The organism is Streptomyces sp. NPDC050211 (genome assembly GCF_040656035.1).
Classification (GTDB): domain Bacteria; phylum Actinomycetota; class Actinomycetes; order Streptomycetales; family Streptomycetaceae; genus Streptomyces.
Genome location: NZ_JBFALC010000028.1, coordinates 47,986 through 64,975, shown reverse-complemented (window position 1 = coordinate 64,975; position 16,990 = coordinate 47,986). Strand labels below are relative to the sequence as shown.

Here is a 16,990-nt window from a genome sequence, read left to right as displayed (position 1 = left end):
TAGTCATCGAACGAACTCCGCGCCTCCGAAGGGAATTCCGTGATGAACCGCCACCTGCGCCACGCCGTCGTCGTCACCGCCGCGCTCGCCGCCGGGCTCACGATGACCGCTTGTCAGAACGGCTCCGGTAGCGACGGTTCCTCGAGCACCGGCAGCTCCCAGCACAAGTCGTCGTCCAAGAAATCCGGGACGTCCAAGGACTCGACGTCGGCCGGCGCGTCCGCGCAGAACGCGGCGGGCTCCTCCCAGCGCGGCGTGAGCGGCACGTTCAGCGGCGGCACCGTCAGCTACCTCGCCCCGGGCAAGTACACCGTCCACGTGGCCGGGAAGACCGACCAGGCGTTCTTCGTCGCCGACGACACCGCGGTCCACGGCGCGGGCGCGATCTGCGGGAGCCCGCGGTCCGAGGCCCGCCCCAGCTGCACGCTCGACCAGCTGGAGACGGCCACCAAGAAGGCGGCCGTCACCGCGGACGTGACACTCAAGAACGGCGTCGCCACCGTCGTACGCGAGCGCCACGACGTCGAGAACGGCACCGGCAAGACGGGCGTCAACGGCACCTGGTTCGGCAACGTCGGCTACCTCGCGCCGGGCAAGTTCACCGTCTCCGACATGAAGGGCGTCGAGCAGGCGTTCTTCGTCTCCGACAGCACGCGGGTGTACGGCGCCGGCACCATCTGTGGCACCCCGGGCTCCGAGGAGACGCCGCAGTGCACCCTGACCCAGCTGGAGAGCGCCGCCAAGAAGGGCGTCTCCGCCAAGGTCGAGATCAAGGACGGCATCGCCACGACGGTCACGGAGGACAGCTGAGCCGACGACCGCCCCGGCTACCGCGTGACCGTGAAGTTCCGCAGAATCGCCGCCGTCAGGTCCACATCGCCCTCGGCCTTGATCCGGTCGGCGACCGACTCCAGCGTCACGCGCCCGAAGGCCAGCCGGATGTAGGTCTCCCAGTCGAGGGTGAGGGTGGCGGCGGGGCCGAGGGCAGGGGCTGTTTCGAGGGTGCCGCGGCCCTGGATGTCGACGCGGATGGTGCGCAGGAACTCGATGGGACCGTGGACGTCGAAGACGACCGCCGAACTGCGGGGCGCGTTCGCCTTGTTCGCGACGATGTCGGGGAGAGCCTCGAGCAGGACGTCACGGGCCACGTGCGCGCCGGGCGAGTCGAGGTTGCCGGGGCGGCCGAGGGCGACGCGGAGATCCTGTTCGTGGGCCCAGACGTCGAACGCGTGATTGCGCATGGACTCTTCGAGCGTGATCTCGGTACTGAGCGCGCCGCGCACCTTCGTGCCCGGATCGCGGGACTCGTTCCGCAGCTGGCGGTTGCGGCGGATCGTGACGAGCTCCAGCTCGGAGGTCATCTCGGGCCCCGTGTGGTGGCGGCGTACGTCGACCTGCATCTCCATGTAGCGCTGGTGGTCGTTCGTGACATGAAACAGGTCGCGCGGGAGCGTGTGGATGGGGCGCGGGTCGCCGAGCATCTCGCAGTCCAGGCCGATGACATGGGAGACGACGTCACGGACCGACCAGCCGGGGCACGGTGTCCGCCGGTTCCACTCGCCCTCCACAAGGGGCTGCACCAGCTCGGATATCGCTTCGATGGAGTGGGTCCAGGCGTCGGCGTAGGGCTGGAGAGTGGGATGCAGACTCACGGAACGGGACCCCTCGGCGGTCGGTACAGGCTTGGTTGTGGCGGCGTTGCCAGTGGGAGGTGGCTGCTGTCGGCGGGTGTCTTGGAACGCTAAGTTACGCTGCTGTGAGGCACCCCGGCAGTGCTTTCGTGTGACGATCGTAGGCCGTGTGTACGGCTCGAATGCCAGGACGGTGGTAGCGTGCGCGCCTCATTGCTCCAGATCGCAGTAAACGAGGGCGAATCGATCGAATCTCGCCGACGGCGCATCGCTTCGCTGGTACGGGAGCAGGCGGGCGCCGCGGATCTCGTCGTACTGCCGGAGCTGTGGACGACGGGGGCCTTCGCGTACGAGGAGTTCGGCACCGAGGCCGAGCCGCTCGAAGGGCCGACGTACGAGGTGATGGCGAAGGCCGCGAGCGACGCCGGCGTGTGGCTGCACGCGGGCTCGATTCCGGAGCGGGACCCTGACGGGCCGCTCTACAACACGTCTCTTGTCTTCTCTCCCTCCGGTGACCTGGCCGCCTCCTACCGCAAGATCCACCGCTTCGGGTTCGACAAGGGCGAGGCGGTGCTGATGGGCGCGGGCGAGGAACTGGTGACGGTTCGCCTGCCGGAGACGACCATCGGCGTGGGCACCTGCTACGACCTCCGTTTCCCCGAACTCTTCCGCGGTCTCGTCGACGCCGGTGCCGAGACCTTCGTCGTCCCGGCGGGCTGGCCGGAGCGGCGCCGGGCGCACTGGACGCTGCTGGCTCAGGCGCGGGCGGTGGAGAACCAGGCGTTCGTGCTCGCCTGTGGAACGGCCGGGACCCACGCCGGGGTTCCGCAGGCCGGTCACTCGATCGTGGTCGATCCGTGGGGGGAGGTCCTCGCGGAGGCGGGTGCCGGGGAGCAGGTCCTCACGGTGGAGTTCGATCCCGGGAAGGTCTCGGTGACGCGGGACCAGTTCCCGGCGCTCAAGGATCGCGTACTGGGGCTGGCGCCGCCGCGCAGGTGAAGCCGTAGACCTGCCGTCACTGCTCCAGCAGCTGTTCCGTCCAGATCACCTTCCCGCCCCCCGAATACCGCGTCCCCCACCGCTCCGCGAACTGCGCCACCAGGAACAGCCCCCTTCCGCCCTCGTCCGTGGTGGCCGCGCGGCGCAGATGTGGGGCGGTGCTGCTGGCGTCGGAGACCTCGCAGATCAGGGTGCGGTCGCGAATGAGGCGGACGTGGATGGGGGCGGTGGCGTGACGGAGGGCGTTGGTGACGAGTTCGCTGAGGATCAGTTCGGTGGTGAAGGCCTCGTCCGACAGGCCCCAGGCTTCAAGGGTCCGGGTGGCCGCCGCCCGGACCCTGCCCACCGCTGAGGGGTCGGGCGGTACGTCCCAGGACGCCGTGCGGTCGGCGGCGAGTCTGTGGGTGCGGGCGACGACCAGGGCGATGTCGTCGCGCTGCCGGTCGGGCCGCAGGGCGTCGAGGGTGGCGTCGCAGGTCTCCTCCGGGGTGCGGCCGGGGCCGGTGAGGGCGCGGCGGAGCAGTTCCAGGCCCTCGTCGATGTCGCGGCGCTGGTCCTCCACCAGGCCGTCGGTGTAGAGCACGAGGCCGCTGCCCTCGGGCAGCTGCAGCGTCGTCACCTCGAACGGGAGCCCGCCGCCCAGGCCCAGCGGAGGGCCGCCGGGGACGGTGACGAACTCCGCCTCGCCACTCGGGCGGACGAGCGCCGGTTCGAGGTGGCCCGCGCGGGAGATGGTGCAGGCGCCGGACGCGGGGTCGTAGACGGCGTACAGGCAGGTCGCCCCGGTGACCGGTGCGCTCTCGTCCTCGCCGCCGTTGCCGTCCCCTTCCTCGTCCTGGTCGATGCGTGCCACCAACTCGTCCATGTGCCATAGGAGTTCGTCGGGCGGGAGGTCCAGGGTCGAGAAGTTGTGGACGGCGGTCCGCAGCCGGCCCATCGTGGCCGCCGCGTGCAGGCCGTGCCCCACCACGTCGCCCACGACCAGCGCCACCCGCGCGCCCGGCAGCGGGATGACGTCGAACCAGTCGCCGCCGACCCCGCCCTGCGCGGCCTGCGCGGGCAGATAGCGGTAGGCCACGTCCAGGGCGCTCTGGTCGGGCAGGGCCCGCGGCAGCAGGCTGCGCTGCAGGGTGACGGCCATGTCGTGCTCGCGGGTGTAGCGGCGGGCGTTGTCGATGCTGACGGCGGCGCGGGCGACGAGTTCCTCGGCGAGGGAGATGTCGTCCCGCTCGAAGGGTTCCTGCTGGTCGCCGCGCCAGAAGGTGGCCACGCCCATGATGACGCCGCGGGCCCGCAGTGGCACCGCGAGCATGGAGTGGATGCCGAACGCGACGATTGCCCGGGCCCGTTCGGGGTCCTGCACCTGCCAGCCGGAGAACGTGGTCAGGTCCTCCTCGAGCACCGGCTCACCGGCGAGGAACCCGGCGGCCTGCGGGCTGGTCGCCGCGAAGTGGATCAGTTTGCCGGGCACGTAGAGCGGGCTGCCCTCCTTCACGCCCTGGAACGCGACGCGCCGCATGTCGGTGATGCCCGCCTTCGGCTCCCCGCCCCGCAGCACGGGATCGGCGACGTCGACGGTGACGTAGTCGGCGAACCGAGGGACCGCGAAGTCGGCCAGCTCCTGCGAGGTGCGGGTCACGTCGAGGCTGGTGCCGATCTCCAGTCCGGCGTCGTACAGCAGCCGCAGCCGCTGCTGCGCCACCTCCGCCCGGCCGGTGAGGGCCTGCAGCTCGGTGGTGTCGCGCAGGGTGGCGACGCTGCCGGGCGGGCCGCCGTCCCGCGCGGTGGACCGCCGGCTGACCGCCAGCAGCCGGCCCCCCGACAGATGGACCTCGTCGGTGGCGTCCCGGCCGGAGGCCAGCAGCCGGGCCAGGTCGCGGTCGATGCCCAGGTCCTGGATGAGCCGGCCCTCCGCGTCCGGCCCCAGCCCGAGCAGCCGCCGCGCCTCGTCGTTGGCCAGCGCCAGCCGCCCGTCCTCGTCCATGATCAGCACGCCTTCCCGTACGGAGTGCAGGACCGCGTCGTGATGCTCGTACATCCGGGTCATCTCGGTGGGTCCAAGGCCGTGCGTCTGGTGCCGCAGCCGCCTGCTGACCAGGGCGGTCCCGCCGGTGGCGACGGCGAGGGCGACCGCGGCCGAGGCGAACAGCACGGGCAGCTGGTGCTCGACCACCCCGCCCACGCTGGCCAGCGTCACACCGGCGGCGACCAGGCCGACGACCTTGCCGTCGGCGTCCTCCACGGGGACGACGGCACGGACGGAGGGGCCCAGCGTGCCGGTGTAGGTCTCCCGTACGACTCCGCCCGCCGCGGCCGGGGCGATGTGGCCGATGTAGTGCTTGCCGATCTGCTCGGGGTTGGGGTGGGTGTAGCGGATCCCCTCCGGGGTCATCACCACGATGAAGTCCACGTCGGACGCCTTGCGTGCCGCCTCCGCCCGCGGCTGGAGCACCGCGGACGGGTCCGGCGCCTCCAGGGCCGCCACGATCCCGGGCGCGTTCGCGAACGTCTCGGCCACGGCGAGGGAACGGTTGCGGGCCTCGCGCTCGCTGTCGCCGCGCACCTGCAGCACGACGGCGATCACGGCGGCGACCACGAGCAGCACGACGATCGCCGCCTGCAGGACGAAGACCTGCCGGGCGACGGTACGGACGCCCAGCGCCCGGCGCACGCGACCGATAAATTCGGCCATGCCTCTTTTGTCTCACACTGCGCGCCGACAGGGACACCGAAGCGCTCCGCGGGGGTGCCGAGGCTGGCCGTCGAGCGTCTGCGGGTCCGTCGTGGCTGGTCGCGCCCACGCGGCGGAGCCGCAAATCGATACAGCCCCGCGCCCCTTTGGAGCACTGCAGGGCCGTTCAGTCTGCCTCCCGCTCCTTCTCCGCCAGATGGATCACGCACACCGTCACCGCGATCAGCAGCGCCGGATCCGCGTCGCCGCGTACGACGTCGACGCCGTAGGTGTCCCGGATGTGCAGCCACCGCCGGGAGATCACGGCGAGGAGCTCACCGTCGTACTCGACGGCGAACTCACGGTCGAGGATCTTGCCGCTGACGTCGAGCTCGGTGCCGTCGACGAGGGACACCCGGTAGTGGTTGCGCAGCAGGGACATGCGCTTGCGCTTGATGCGGGCCAGGGGGTCGCCGTCGCGCTCGATCACCATCGTGTCCCGCAGGGCGAGCATCTTCTGGTGGATGTCGATGAGGACGCGCCCCTGGGTGTCCTTCAGCTCGAAGGTGTCCCGCAGCCGCATCGCCTTGCCGTCGACGAGGTACACCTTGTTGCCGCTGTCGTCCTCGATCCAGTAGTCGTCACCGAAGCCGAGGAGCCTGTCGCGTACGAGGAATCTCATGACATCAGGACTTCCACGCCACCGGCCCCGAAACGCCGTCGGTAGGCCGACGGGCTGAGCCCGGTCTCGCGCCGCAGCCGCGCCCGCAGATTGGCGGCGGTGCCCAGGCCGCTGCGCGCGGCGACCACGTCGAGCCGTTCCTCCCCGCGCTCGATCATCCGGCAGGCCAGCGCGACCCGCTCCCCGGTCAGCCAGGCCAGCGGGGTCGTCCCCAGCTGGGCTCGGAAGCGGCGGTGCAGGGTGGCCGGGCTGACCGCCGCCCGCGCCGCGAGGTCCGCCACCGTCAGCGGCTCGCCCAGCCGCGCCTGCGCCCATGCCAGCAGGGGCCCCAGCGACTCGTCGGGCACGTCCGGCAGCGGCCGCTCCACGAACTGCTTCTGCCCGCCGTCCCGGTGCGCGGCGAACACCAGCCGCCGGGACACGGCATTGGCGATGTCGGCGCCATGGTCACGCCGTACGACATGCAGGCACAGGTCGAGCGCGGCGGCGCTGCCCGCGGCGGTGAGGATGTCGCCGTCGTCGACGAAGAGCACGTCCGGCTCCAGCAGCACCCGCGGGTGCAGCTCCCGGAAGGTGTCGGCCCAGCGCCAGTGGGTGGTGGCCCGGCGTCCGTCGAGCAGTCCGGCCTCGGCGAGCGCGAAGCTTCCGGTGCACAGGCTCATGATCCTGGCCCCGCGCGCGTGGGTGCGGCGGATGGCGTCGAGGACGGCGGTGCCGCGCGGTACGACGTTGTCGGGGCGGCCGGGGACGACGAGGGTGCCGGCCGTGTCGACGGCCTCGATGCCGGGGACGCCGGTGAGGGTGAAGAAGCCGTGGTTCATCCGGACTTCAGGGGTGGGCGTGCACAATGTGACATGGTACAGAGCCCCAGGAAGGCCCAGCTCGGGCCGTGGCAGCCCGAACAGCTCGGTGGCGACGCCGACTTCGAAGGGGTTGGTGCCCTCGTCGACGATCACGGCGACGCGATGCGGTTGCCGTCTCGGGGGCTGAGAGGATCCTTGCGCCATGTGCGATTCCTAGCACTCGCACGCGCTCCCGGCCACCCGCACGATGGGCGCATGGAACCCATCTCGCTGGAAAAGGCCCTCTCCTCCTTCACGGAAACGTGGAGCCCCCGCATCGTGACGGCCGTCAACGACTACGACGTCCGCGTGGCCAAGGTCGACGGCGACCACGTCTGGCACGTCCACGACCACACCGACGAGTTCTTCCTGGTCCTGGACGGCGAGCTGCACATCTCGCTGCGGGAGGCACCGGGCGAACGCACGGTCGTCCTGCCCAAGGGCTCCGTCTTCACGGTCCCCCGCGGCACGGAACACAAGCCGTACGCCCCCGCCCCCGCCGCCATCCTGGTCTTCGAACCCACCGGCACCCTCACCGTGGGCGACCGCCACGACGAGGTGCCGGACCATGTGGACGCCACGACGGGGCATGCCCTGACCTGACGTCAGCGGCCGTATCCGTCGTGGTAGTGGTGCCGTTCCTCTTCGATGACCGGCGTCGAGGAGCGCACCTCGACCCGCCGGCGCCGCGCGATGCTGCTGAACGTCGTCACTCCGATCAGCCCGACGATCATCAGGATGACGCCGACCAGGTCGAGGTTGACCCCCTCCATGTGCCAGTCGGTCGCGAAGGTGAGGATGGCTCCCGCGGCGATGAGGATGATGCATCCGCCGAGGCCCATGAGCTGTCGCCTCCCTGTCCGGTCCGGTCGTTCCGGTCTTCCGGTCGGAGGCGGGTACCCGCCGGTGCGTCAGTTACCCCTTAAGGAACGACACCAACTACCCCTCGAGGAACGCCACCAACGCGTTCGTCAGCAGATGCGGATCGTCCACCCCGCACAACTCCCGCGCACTGTGCATCGACAGGATCGCCACGCCGATGTCGACGGTCTTGATGCCGTGCCGGGCCGCGGTGATCGGGCCGATGGTCGTGCCGCAGGGCATGGAGTTGTTGGAGACGAAGGCCTGGAAGGGCACGTTCGCCTTCTCGCAGGCGGCAGCCCACACCGCGCGGCCCGAACCGTCCGTCGCATAGCGGTTGTTGACGTTCACCTTCAGGATCGGCCCGCCGTTGATGCGCGGGTGGTGCGTCGGGTCGTGCCGCTCCGCGTAGTTGGGGTGGACGGCGTGGCCCGTGTCGGAGGAGAGACAGATGGTGCCCGCGAAGGCGCGCGCCTTGTCCTCGTACGATCCACCGCGCGCGAACACCGAACGCTCCAGCACGCTGCCGAGCAGCGGCCCGTCCGCGCCCGTGTCGCTCTGCGAGCCGTTCTCCTCGTGGTCGAAGGCGGCCAGCACCGGGATGTACGGCAGCCCCGCACCGCTGGTCGCCACCGCGGCCAGCGCCGCCGTGGCCGCGTGCACGGAGAGCAGGTTGTCCATGCGGGGGCCCGCGACCAGCTCCTTGTCGCGGCCCAGGTAGGCGGGTGGTTCCACGGAGTGGACCATCAGGTCCCAGCCGGTGACCTCGCCCGCGGCCAGGTTGTTCTCCGACTCCAGGAACGCGATCAGGTCGCCGTCCCGCACGGTGTCGCCCAGGCCCCAGACCGGCTGGAGATGGCGCTGCTTGTCGAGCTTGAGCCCCTCGGAGGAGACCGAGCGGTCGAGGTGGATCGCGAGCTGGGGGACGCGCAGGAGCGGGCGGTCGACGTTCACCAGGCGCGTCGAGCCGTCCCTGAGCGTCAGCCGGCCCGCCAGCCCCAGGTCGCGGTCCAGCCAGGAGTTCATCAGCGGGCCGCCGTAGATCTCGACCGCCACCTGCCGCCAGCCGTGCGCCCCGGCGTCCGGCAGCGGCTTGACCCGCAGGTTCGGCGAGTCGGTGTGCGCGCCGACGATCCGGTACGGCGTGTGCGCCACGGCGCTCTCGGGGACGTACCAGGCGATGATCGCGCCACCGCGCAGCACGTACTTGCCGCCGCTCGACCCGTCCCAGGCGTCCGTCTCCGCGACCTGCTTGAAGCCGGCCTTCTCCAGCCGCTCGGCGGTGTTCGCCACGGCGTGGTACGGCGTCGGGCTCGCCGCCAGGAAGGTCATGAGGTCGTCGGTGTGGCCGCGGTCGAAGCGGTGGGGTGCGCTCATGGGGTTCACCTTAACGACGTACGAGGGTTCCTTGACGGCGTACGAGGGCCCGTTCCCCAGCAGGGGGAACGGGCCCTCGCACAAGCGGGTCAGAGCCTTCAGAAAGCGGCCTCGTCCAGCTCCATCAGGTCCAGGTCGACGCCCTCGGCGAGCTTGCGCGCACCGGTGACGCCGGGCAGGACGTTGGCCGCGAAGAACTTCGCCGCCGCGATCTTGCCGGTGTAGAAGGCCTTGTCCTTGGCGGACGCGTTCGGCAGCTTCTCGGCGGCGATCGCGGCGCCCTTGAGGAGCAGGTAGCCGACGACGACGTCACCGGAGGCCATCAGCAGGCGGGTGGTGTTCAGGCCCACCTTGTAGATGTTCTTGACGTCCTTCTCGGTGGCCGCGAGGTCGGTCAGCATGAGGCCGACGATGGCCTCCAGCTCGACGGCGGCCTTGGCCAGGTGCTCGCGGGCGCCCGCCAGCTCCTCGCCGCCGGTGCCGACGGCCAGGAACTTCTTGATGTCCTCGGCGAGGGAGTTCAGCGCGGCGCCCTGGTTGCGGACGATCTTCCGGAAGAAGAAGTCCTGGCCCTGGATCGCGGTCGTGCCCTCGTACAGGGTGTCGATCTTGGCGTCGCGGATGTACTGCTCGATCGGGTACTCCTGCAGGAAGCCGGAGCCGCCGAAGGTCTGCAGCGACTGGGCGAGCTGCTCGTAGCCCTTCTCGGAGCCGTAGCCCTTGACGATCGGCAGGAGCAGGTCGTTCAGCGCGTGCTCGGTCTTCGCGTCCTCGCCGGCGGCCTCCTTGACGGCGATCGCGTCCTGGATCGAGGCCGTGTAGAGGACGAGGGCGCGCATGCCCTCCGCGTACGCCTTCTGCGTCATCAGCGAGCGGCGCACATCGGGGTGGTGGGTGACGGTGACCTTGGGCGCCGTCTTGTCCATGAAGTTCGCCAGGTCCGGGCCCTGGACGCGCTCCTTGGCGTACTCGAGGGCGTTCAGGTAGCCGGTCGACAGCGTGGAGATCGCCTTCGTGCCGACCATCATGCGGGCGAACTCGATGATCCGGAACATCTGGCGGATGCCGTCGTGCTTGTCGCCGATCAGCCAGCCCTTGGCGGGGTGCTGGTCACCGAAGGTCATCTCGCAGGTGTTGGAGGCCTTCAGGCCCATCTTGTGCTCGACGTTGGTGGCGTAGACGCCGTTGCGCTCGCCCAGCTCGCCGGTCTCGAAGTCGAAGAGGTACTTCGGGACGAGGAAGAGGGACAGGCCCTTGGTGCCGGGACCGGCACCCTCGGGACGCGCCAGCACGTAGTGAAGGATGTTCTCCTCCATGTCGTGCTCACCGGAGGTGATGAAGCGCTTCACGCCCTCGATGTGCCAGGAGCCGTCCTCCTGCTGGATCGCCTTGGTACGCCCGGCGCCGACGTCCGAACCCGCGTCGGGCTCGGTCAGCACCATGGTGGAGCCCCAGGTCCGCTCGACCGCGATCTGAGCGATCTTCTTCTGGACGTCGTTGCCCTCGTCGAAGAGGATCCCGGCGAAGGCCGGACCGGAGGAGTACATCCACACGGCCGGGTTGGCGCCCAGGATCAGCTCCGCGTACGACCAGATCAGCGACGGGGGAGCAGTGGTGCCGCCGATCTCCTCGGGCAGGCCGAGCCGCCAGTACTCGGAGTCCATGAACGCCTTGTAGCTCTTCTTGAAGGACGCGGGGACCGGCGCGGTGTGGGTCTCCGGGTCGAAGACCGGGGGGTTGCGGTCGGCGTCCGCGAAGGACTCCGCCAGGTCGTTCTCCGCGAGGCGGGTCATCTCGTCGAGGATGGATTTCGCGGTCTCGGCGTCCATCTCCTCGAACGGGCCCGTGCCGTACAGCTTGTCGCGCCCGAGTACTTCGAAGAGGTTGAACTCGATGTCGCGCAGATTCGACTTGTAGTGCCCCATGGCGACTGGCTCCGTTGAGAGATCGGCGAGGCACTGGATCCTCGCGCCCGTTCACATACCAACAAGTAGCTACGATGATGCTACCCGTCGGTAATAAGACGCAACCCCGATCCGGTCATCTGTGACAGGTCACACCGGAACCGTCAGAGTCGCCGTGTATCCCTCCGCCACGCTGCCCTCGACCGCCGCCATCTGCTGGTCGTAGCCGTCGCTGAAGATGTTGTCCGACTCCAGGGAGATCTGGCTGAGCTCCTGCACACTCTGGCTGTAACCGTCCGTCGCGTACACCGTGTCGCAGACGTCCTTCGGGAACGCGAGCTGCGAGGTGTTCGTGATGGAGGTGGCGGCCGTGGCGTCCTCCAGGCTGCCGTAGACCTCGAAGTGGATGTGCGGCCAGCGGCCCGTGTAGCAGCCCGGGAAGATGCTCTTGAAGGTGACCTGGCCCTTGTCGTCGGTCTCCTGGACGCCGCGCAGATAGTTCTCCTCGGTGACGCCGTCCGAGTACAGGGAGTACCTGCCCTCCCGGTCGCAGTGCCAGAGGTAGACGGCGACGCCCTCCTTCGGCGTCCCGCAGCCGGAGGCCGCGTCCACCACGGTGAGCGTGATGGTCAGGGGCACGCCCTCGGCGGTGCCGCCCGCCGAGTCGCCGAAGCTCTTGGTGATGTCGCTGCGGACGACGCCGCTCTCCTTGAGGACGTTCACGCCGTTGGAGCCGTCGCCGGGGTAGGGGCCGGCGGTCTCGCTCGGGATGGTCGCGCACTCGGACGCCTCGCCGGTGGAGCCGGAAGCGGCGGACGAGGACGAGGACGAAGAGGGGGGCGAGGACGAGGACGAGGAGGCCGCGGAGGTGTCGTCCTCGGTGGAGCACCCCACCAGCGGTATCAGGCTCGCCCCCGCCATCAGCCGGATCATGCGGCGGCGGGCGAGGACGGGAAGGTCGTAGGAGAGCCCTCTGTCGTGCTCGTGGACCTCGTCGTCGTGGTGTCGGTGCATGGCTGTCCCCTCGCTGATGTCGTGCCGTTTTCCAGTGCTCCCCACGGCACGACCGACGCTATGAGCGCAGGCTGTCGGAAACCAATTCGGTGGCTGTCAAGTCGCTGTCGGTTTGCCAGGGCACCCGTACCGGCCCGCCCGCCCCGCCGCTCTCGGTACGCTTGCGCCCATGTACGGCTACGACCAGAACGCCGGTGCCCAGCAGGGCTACGTCCCGCCGCAGCAGCCCATGCCCGGCGGGTACGGCCAGCAGCCGCCGCTGTACCCCGAGCCGTCCCCGCCCTCGCTCGCGGACGCGGTGCGTGCCTTCACCACCGGGCAGATGTCCGCGGAGGACTTCCAGCAGGTCTTCGCGACGTCGAAGGTCTACTGCCCGCGCGGTGACAACCCCGGCTTCCTCGCCCTGCACAACACCCAGCAGCCGGTGATCCCCATGTTCACCTCGCTCAAGGAGCTGCGCCGGTACGCGGGCAAGGAGTCCAAGTACTTCGTGATCACCGGCGCCGAGGTGATCGACCTGCTGCCGACCGGCTACGGCTTCGTCCTGGACATGGAGGGCGAGCACCGGATGGTGTTCGACGCGAAGGCGGTCGAGCAGATGGTGGAGTTCGCGATGCGGCGGATGTACGGCTAGGACAGGCCCTGGACGCCGCCCGTCGGCCGGAAACCCCCGTCGCGAAATCTCCACTCGATTGTCACAGCCATGCCATAGAGTGATCCCCGGCAGCCGCGCCCCGCACGTCACCGCTTCCGGCGGTTCGCGTCCGGGTGCCGCGCGGCGCTCTCAGCTCCCGGCGACCCCGGGATTCCTTGTGGGGGTTTCATCACTGTGCGCATGCGCAGCACCTCGGCCGCGACGGCGTTCGCGGTCCTCTTCAGCTCGGTGGCGCTGAGCGTCGCCGCGGCGGGTTCCGCCTCGGCCGCGTCGGCCGTCCTCACCCAGCCCGTCGGCCTGGTCGCGGACGGCGCGCTGCAGCGCGTCTTCGTCGCGGACCAGGACAACGGACGGATCCTGGCCACCGACTACAGCGGCACCCTGGTCGACGTGAACGTCGGCTTCGGCCGCCCCAGCGATCTCGCGCTCTCGGACGACGGTCTCACCCTGTACGCGGCCCTGCCGACAACGCACGAGATCGTGGCCGTCGACGCGGCCACCCTGGAGGTCAGGACCCGCTACGACCTCGGCGCAGGCGTCGACCCGCGTGAGACCGCCTTCGCGGGCGGGCGGCTGTGGTTCTCGTACCGGACGACGGACGAGAGCGGCTTCCACGGCAACCTGGGCGTCATCGACCCCGCCGCCGACCCGGCCGCCGCGGTGGCCCTCGGACAGCTCCCGGAGGGTGTCGCCCCGTACTACAACGCGGCCGTCCTCGACGCGGACCCGTCCTCGCCCGGTCTGCTCTCCTTCCACGACAGCGGCGACCGCTCGGGCGCGATCAACCTCCTCGACGTCTCCGGCACCACCCCGCAGGTGGTCGCCAAGACGGACAGCGACCGCTGGACCCTGGACATCGACCTCGTGCCCGGCACCTCCCAGGTGCTGTGGAACGGTTCCCGGAAGCTGAACTACGCCGACGGCACCTTCACGGAGGTCGCGGGCCTCACCGAGACCGGCTGGCACGGCGACGTCTCGCCGGGCGGCCTGATCGCCCAGGCCTACGACCGCCATGTGAACGTCTACAAGGCGGGCTCCGCCACGCCGGTGCGCCGCTTCGACGCCGGGACCTCCAGCATGGGCGAGGTGGCCTGGGCGCCCGACTCCTCCCGGGTGTTCGCCCTGGCCGGCAACTCGGACAACACCTACACCCTGAAAGCGTTCACGGGCCCGGCGCTCAGCGTGCCGACCCTCACGGTCAACGCGCCCGCGTCCGCGACCCGCGCCAAGCAGCTCACAGTCACCGGCAAGCTCACGGCGAACGTGCCGTTCACGGTGGGCACGAAGCTCGCGGTCACGCGCACCGACCTGGAGAGCCCCAACGGCAAGGCGCTGCCGACCGTCACGGTGAAGGCGGACGGCACGTACTCCTTCACGAACTCGCCCCCGGTCGGCGGCAAGGTCACGTACAAGGTCTCCTACGCGGGCGACGCCACGCACACCGCGGTCAGCGCCTCCGACACGGTCGACGTCTCCCGCGCCTCGACCGCGCTGAGCCTGAACAACAACGGCAAGACGTACAACTACGGCACCGACGTCAAGTTCACCGCGCACCTCGGTACGACGTACAAGAACCGCTCGGTCGAGATCTGGGCCAACCCGTTCGGCGGCGACCGGCCCGACAAGCGGATCAAGGTCGGGCAGGTCGACTCCCGGGGCAACATCTCCGCCTGGGTGGACATGACCCGGGACACCACCGTCAGGGCGGTCTTCAAGGGCGACGCCCGCTACAAGCCGAAGACGGTGAAGGTCACGGCGTGGGCCCGCGTCAAGGTCTCCACCGCCGTCTCCAAGCACTACAAGACGGCGAAGATCGGCTCGACGTCGTACTCCTGGTTCCACAAGAACACCGACCCGCTGCTCACCACCACGATGAGCTACTACCCGGGCCGTCAGCAGCGCTTCGACCTCCAGGTGTACTACCAGGGCTCGTGGTACTCGGCGGAGTCGCAGTACTTCCCGATCGGTACGAACGGGAAGTCGGCCATCACGCTCGAGGCACCCGGTGAGTCGGGCATCCGGGCGCGGATGCGGTCGGTGTACGTCAACGGCTCGTCCGGCGACACCGTGAACTCGACGACGTACGGGGCCTGGAAGTACCTGTACTTCAGCAACTGACGCGGGCTGCGACCCGCACGGCGAAGCCCGGAGGGAATGTCCTCCGGGCTTTCGGCGTTCCGGGTGGCAGGAAGTTCAATACTCAACTAAACTGGCCGCACAAGGAGGTACCGACATGCCTGCAGTGACCGTCGAGAACCCGCTGACCCTGCCCCGCGTGGCCGCCCCGGCCGACGCCGTGGCACGTCCCGTGCTCACTGTCACGACCGCGCCGAGCGGTTTCGAGGGCGAGGGCTTCCCGGTGCGCCGGGCGTTCGCCGGGATCAACTACCGCCACCTCGACCCGTTCATCATGATGGACCAGATGGGCGAGGTGGATTACGCGCCGGGCGAGCCCAAGGGCACCCCCTGGCACCCCCACCGCGGCTTCGAAACCGTCACCTACATCATCGACGGGATCTTCGACCACCACGACTCCAACGGCGGTGGCGGCACCATCACCAACGGCGACACCCAGTGGATGACCGCGGGCGCGGGCCTGCTGCACATCGAGGCCCCGCCGGAGCACCTGGTGATGTCCGGCGGTCTCTTCCACGGCCTCCAGCTGTGGGTGAACCTCCCGGCCAAGGACAAGATGATGCCCCCGCGCTACCAGGACATCCGCGGCGGCAACGTCCAGCTGCTCACCACCCCCGACGGCGGCGCGCTGCTCCGCGTCATCGCCGGTGAGCTGGACGGCCACGCCGGTCCCGGCATCACGCACACGCCGATCACGATGATCCACGCGACGCTGGCGCCGGGTGCGGAGATCACCCTGCCCTGGCGCGAGGACTTCAATGGGCTGGCGTACGTGCTGGCGGGCAAGGGCGCGGTGGGCGCCGAGCGCCGCCCGGTCCAGCTGGGCCAGACCGCCGTCTTCGGCGCCGGCGGTTCGCTGACCGTCCGCGCGGACGAGAAGCAGGACTCCCACACGCCGGACCTGGAGGTCGTCCTCCTGGGCGGGCAGCCGATCCGTGAGCCCATGGCCCACTACGGCCCCTTCGTGATGAACACCCGCGAAGAACTCCAGCAGGCGTTCGAGGACTTCCAGAAGGGCCGGCTCGGGACCATCCCGGCCGTGCACGGCATGAGCGCAGAGGGCCCTGACGTCTGACCGAACAGGCCCCGGCGCCTGACGCTCCGTCACCCGGGCGGGCTGTCCGCACAGGACAGTCCGCCCGGTGCGTGATCCGCTGGACGCGTGCAGTTGCTCCCCGACCCCGTGCGCCGGCTCGCGGCCTGGTGTGCCGTGGTGCTGCTGGTCGCCGGGGTGGTCTATGTCGGGATCAGGCTGGCCGTGGAGTTCCGCACGGCCGTCGTGCCGGTGCTGCTCGCTCTGCTCGGGACCGCGCTGCTCGGGCCGATGCACCGGCGGCTGGTGAAGGCGCGGGTCAACCGGTCCATCGCCGCCGCGGTGACCTGCGTGGCGGTCGTGGCCGTCGTCGGCGGGGCCGTGTACATCGTGGTCGCCGCGCTCATCGACACCGGGGACCAGATCGTCGCCTCGCTGAAGCAGGCGGCCGAGTCGCTCGCCGAGCACTTCGGGGCGGCCGGGACCTCGCTGGACGACCTCGCGTCCAACGCGCGGGAACTGCTCACCAAGTTCGGCGGGACCGCCGCGTCCGGGGTGATCAGCGGGGTCAGCGTCGTGGGCGAGGCGATCGCCATGGCCGTATTGGCGCTGCTGCTCGTCTTCTTCTTCCTGCGGGACTCCGACAAGGCCGCCGGCACGCTGCGCGCCATCGTGCCCCGCGATGCCGCCGACACCACCGAGGCCATGGCGCGGCGGGCCTTCGAGGCGGTCGAGGGGTTCATGCGCGGGACGACCTTCATCGCGCTGATCGACGCCCTGTGCATCACGGTCGGACTGCTGGTCCTGGACGTGCCGGGGGCGGTAGGGCTGGGCGCGCTCGTCTTCGTCGGCGCCTACATTCCCTACCTCGGCGCCTTCCTCTCCGGTGCCGTCGCTGTGCTGGTCGCGCTGGCCGACCGCGGGTTCGTGATCGCGCTGTGGGCGCTGGGTGTGGTCCTCGCCGTGCAGGTGCTGGAGGGGCATGTCCTCCAGCCGGTGATCCAGAGCCGGACCGTGCAGATGCATCCGGCGCTGGTGATGGTGATGATCACCGCGGGAGCGTCCGTGGCCGGCGTCCTCGGGATGCTGCTGGCGGTGCCGCTGACCGCGGCGGCCTTCGGGGTCGTACAGGAACTGCGGACGCGGTACGGGAGTGCCGAGCCGTCGGATGCGTAGGGGCCGGTG

The 16,990-nt window shown here is 70.1% G+C and carries 15 protein-coding genes; 7 read left to right on the top strand and 8 right to left on the bottom strand.

All coding sequences use genetic code 11. The features are described from left to right. Window positions 1-42 precede the first annotated feature (42 nt). Window positions 43-810 carry a hypothetical protein gene (locus AB0I98_RS26000; RefSeq protein WP_362945656.1) on the top strand — a complete coding sequence of 256 codons (768 nt, stop codon included), beginning with the start codon at window positions 43-45 and terminating at the stop codon, window positions 808-810. A gap of 17 nt (window positions 811-827) precedes the next feature. Here the strand turns inward: AB0I98_RS26000 and AB0I98_RS25995 are convergent, their stop codons facing one another. Then, window positions 828-1,652, bottom strand: a complete 825-nt coding sequence (locus tag AB0I98_RS25995) for a maleylpyruvate isomerase family mycothiol-dependent enzyme (RefSeq protein ID WP_362945654.1) — start codon at window positions 1,650-1,652, stop codon at window positions 828-830. A gap of 180 nt (window positions 1,653-1,832) precedes the next feature. Between AB0I98_RS25995 and AB0I98_RS25990 the strand changes: the two genes are divergently transcribed. Next, window positions 1,833-2,630 (top strand): carbon-nitrogen family hydrolase, encoded by a 798-nt coding sequence (locus AB0I98_RS25990; protein WP_362945651.1) that lies wholly within the window; start codon window positions 1,833-1,835, stop codon window positions 2,628-2,630. A 16-nt stretch (window positions 2,631-2,646) separates the two neighbouring features. Here AB0I98_RS25990 and AB0I98_RS25985 read toward each other — a convergent pair whose 3' ends face one another. The 3 genes from AB0I98_RS25985 to AB0I98_RS25975 all read right to left on the bottom strand — a co-directional run bounded on the left by AB0I98_RS25985 (window position 2,647) and on the right by AB0I98_RS25975 (window position 6,990). Next, entirely contained in the window at window positions 2,647-5,322 is a 2,676-nt protein-coding gene (locus AB0I98_RS25985) for a SpoIIE family protein phosphatase (protein WP_362945646.1), read from the bottom strand. 166 nt (window positions 5,323-5,488) lie between these two features. Next, window positions 5,489-5,983: an LURP-one-related family protein gene (locus tag AB0I98_RS25980; protein WP_362945644.1), complete on the bottom strand. Its 495-nt coding sequence runs from the start codon at window positions 5,981-5,983 to the stop codon at window positions 5,489-5,491. Next, complete coding sequence (locus AB0I98_RS25975) at window positions 5,980-6,990, bottom strand: helix-turn-helix domain-containing protein (protein ID WP_362945641.1); 1,011 nt, start codon at window positions 6,988-6,990, stop codon at window positions 5,980-5,982. The genes AB0I98_RS25980 and AB0I98_RS25975 overlap by 4 nt, the downstream gene beginning before the upstream one ends. Before the next feature lie 51 nt (window positions 6,991-7,041). Between AB0I98_RS25975 and AB0I98_RS25970 the strand changes: the two genes are divergently transcribed. Then, complete coding sequence (locus tag AB0I98_RS25970) at window positions 7,042-7,428, top strand: cupin domain-containing protein (RefSeq protein WP_362945638.1); 387 nt, start codon at window positions 7,042-7,044, stop codon at window positions 7,426-7,428. Window positions 7,429-7,430: 2 nt separating this feature from the next. On the opposite strand, the gene AB0I98_RS25965 is transcribed toward AB0I98_RS25970, so the two are convergent. From AB0I98_RS25965 to AB0I98_RS25950, 4 genes are all read right to left on the bottom strand, one after another. Continuing rightward, the gene (locus AB0I98_RS25965; protein ID WP_362945635.1) at window positions 7,431-7,667 is read right to left on the bottom strand and encodes a DUF6458 family protein; all 237 of its coding nucleotides are present in this window, start codon (window positions 7,665-7,667) and stop codon (window positions 7,431-7,433) included. A 97-nt stretch (window positions 7,668-7,764) separates the two neighbouring features. After that, on the bottom strand, window positions 7,765-9,063 hold the full coding sequence (locus AB0I98_RS25960) for a M18 family aminopeptidase (RefSeq protein WP_362945632.1): 1,299 nt from the start codon (window positions 9,061-9,063) through the stop codon (window positions 7,765-7,767). 98 nt (window positions 9,064-9,161) lie between these two features. Continuing rightward, entirely contained in the window at window positions 9,162-10,988 is a 1,827-nt protein-coding gene (locus AB0I98_RS25955) for an acyl-CoA dehydrogenase (protein ID WP_362945630.1), read from the bottom strand. Between the two features lie 129 nt (window positions 10,989-11,117). Then, window positions 11,118-11,981, bottom strand: a complete 864-nt coding sequence (locus tag AB0I98_RS25950; protein ID WP_362945628.1) for an intradiol ring-cleavage dioxygenase — start codon at window positions 11,979-11,981, stop codon at window positions 11,118-11,120. A 169-nt stretch (window positions 11,982-12,150) separates the two neighbouring features. On the opposite strand from AB0I98_RS25950, the gene AB0I98_RS25945 reads away from it, so the two are divergent. From AB0I98_RS25945 to AB0I98_RS25930, 4 genes are all read left to right on the top strand, one after another. Then, window positions 12,151-12,615 carry an SseB family protein gene (locus tag AB0I98_RS25945; protein WP_362945626.1) on the top strand — a complete coding sequence of 155 codons (465 nt, stop codon included), beginning with the start codon at window positions 12,151-12,153 and terminating at the stop codon, window positions 12,613-12,615. Window positions 12,616-12,816: 201 nt separating this feature from the next. Next, window positions 12,817-14,754, top strand: coding sequence for an Ig-like domain repeat protein (locus tag AB0I98_RS25940; RefSeq protein ID WP_362945624.1), 1,938 nt, complete (start codon window positions 12,817-12,819; stop codon window positions 14,752-14,754). 115 nt (window positions 14,755-14,869) lie between these two features. Next, on the top strand, window positions 14,870-15,847 hold the full coding sequence (locus AB0I98_RS25935) for a pirin family protein (RefSeq protein ID WP_362945622.1): 978 nt from the start codon (window positions 14,870-14,872) through the stop codon (window positions 15,845-15,847). 87 nt (window positions 15,848-15,934) lie between these two features. Further along, window positions 15,935-16,981 carry an AI-2E family transporter gene (locus AB0I98_RS25930; RefSeq protein WP_362945621.1) on the top strand — a complete coding sequence of 349 codons (1,047 nt, stop codon included), beginning with the start codon at window positions 15,935-15,937 and terminating at the stop codon, window positions 16,979-16,981. The last annotated feature ends 9 nt before the right edge of the window (window positions 16,982-16,990 follow it).